Genomic DNA, 1,858 nt, shown 5'->3' with positions numbered 1-1,858 from the left:
AAGCGAGCATATATGTTGTATACATGTGACGTTGTATACATGTGCACTTGTAAACATGTAACACTGACGCGCTACGCTTGTCGGCTCATTTATGGTCTACAAGCAAGCTTATAGCACCAGAAATAGAGCAAAAAAAACGATGCTAAAAAGCACCGTACAAACTAACAAAAGGAATTATTTTTGAGATGAAAGTTTTCTAGGCTCGAAAAGCAAATCAGTACCAAAAGCCCATTCAGGAATCCCACAAGGACGCATTTCGATAACTCTTCTCAAAGGAATAACATTATCATTCATTTTATCCTTAGGGTTAGGTACTGAGATATCAATACTAAAGGCTAAAAGATCCTTTCTATGTCTGTAAAAAGTTCTCTTAGGCAAAATAGTTTTAGGTGAATGGCCTTCCTTCCAAAGAAGATAAGTAGACCTAAGGTGACTAGGTAACTCTAAAACTAAATTATCGCGTTCTTTCTGTTCGCTCATTTCTACCCTGCCCAAATATTCCGAATACAGCTCCCACATATCAATATTAAACCATCCAGTACCAACATTCAGCCCAAGCTTGGAAAGCTCTTTAGTTCTAAGAGTCAATTCAGCTCTAAGTTTGTTATTGGCAAAATCAGGAAGTGAAGTGAGTGCAAGTGGTGCAGGCAAAACATGATCTTCTATTTCCTGACCCTTAGCATAAAACTTTAAGCTCCAGCGCTGAGAGTTCTTGCCGAAATAAACAGTATTACCTTTAGAAACAGCGGTGCCGTGTCTAGTTCTAGAGGTCTGTTCTAAATGGGAAAGCCAAGTAATAACATCAAGCCTAGAGCCAAGTTCAAACATGCCATTGATATCAACTCGTGAAATAGTGTAATGACCAGAACAAACTGCTTCGCGCAGAGCCTGGGGCTGAGCCTTTCCAAATCTCTGCGCGATCGAATCATATAGCTCTACAACCAAATTATTCAAATCGGAAGTACCAAAAATATTATGGCCTTGGAACCATTTTACAGGGTTACCAGATACAGAAAGAATCCAATAATTTTCAAAATCAGGAAGGTTGGGTAAATTGTGACGCTCAGTTCTAATATAAATTTTAGTGTCGTGGCTTCCCTCGACTCCCATTCTTTTATCTAGGGTGTATTCAACTTCACCGTCAGGATTAGTAGAAATTACATTACCCCCATTAAGCTGTTCATCACTCCAAAAAAGAAATTTTACAGAGAGCCAATCAACCATTAAAGATGGGTTTGTAGTTTCAAAAGAAACGAAATCTTCAGGGACTGGATTCTTCCTGTGACTCTCGCAAAAATCCCTAACCTCTTTAATAAGAGAAACTGACTCTATAGACTTCACATGATTTCCATATCCCATATCGATCACTTCTCTTTTAAATTGGTGACATTCAATAAACTAGAACCCAAAGCTTGAGCCATCAAAGATTCATACCCAGAAATATTCCCACTCTTAGCTTCTTTGATTGCCTGAGTAAGAAGTTTCAGAGACTCAACATTTTCAGATAAACAAGAAACAACAAAAGCAGACTGAGCCTGTCCGGTAACTTCTGAAAACTCAGCAAGAGCCTCATCAACATCCTTAGGAAGAGAGATCGTTAAACGTCGTTTATTAGTAGCCATATTCAAACCTGTTCATTGGTGATGCACCAAGAATACACGCGATGCACTGAGATGTAAACGAACCTGTGTCATTTGGTGGCACAAAAGTCTAAGCAGACGAAGGTAGGTAGAATAAGGGGTTTAGTGTTTAGGGGTGACATGGGTGGCACAAAAGTCGGGTATCACTACAGCCCCGACTCAGCTTTCCGTTTCGATGGGACCCCCCCGGCGAAACGGGGCCCCCCCATCGAATACTC

2 protein-coding genes are annotated in these 1,858 nt (G+C 40.3%); both read right to left on the bottom strand.

Going from position 1 to position 1,858, the window contains the following annotated elements:
- Positions 1–174: 174 nt before the first annotated feature.
- On the bottom strand, positions 175–1,341 hold the full coding sequence (locus OCV56_RS26095) for a phage/plasmid replication protein, II/X family (RefSeq protein WP_158094637.1): 1,167 nt from the start codon (positions 1,339–1,341) through the stop codon (positions 175–177).
- A 23-nt stretch (positions 1,342–1,364) separates the two neighbouring features.
- Positions 1,365–1,622 carry a hypothetical protein gene (locus OCV56_RS26090; protein ID WP_150330786.1) on the bottom strand — a complete coding sequence of 86 codons (258 nt, stop codon included), beginning with the start codon at positions 1,620–1,622 and terminating at the stop codon, positions 1,365–1,367.
- Between the last annotated feature and the right edge of the window lie 236 nt (positions 1,623–1,858).

Source organism: Vibrio gigantis, from assembly GCF_024347515.1.
Taxonomy (GTDB): Bacteria; Pseudomonadota; Gammaproteobacteria; order Enterobacterales; family Vibrionaceae; genus Vibrio; species Vibrio gigantis.
This window is presented reverse-complemented; position numbering and strand designations above follow the sequence as displayed.

Coding starts and splice junctions, on each gene's coding strand:
- OCV56_RS26090 (WP_150330786.1), bottom strand. CDS start 1,622: ATGGCTACTAATAAACGACGTTTAACGATCTCTCTTCCTAAGGATGTT.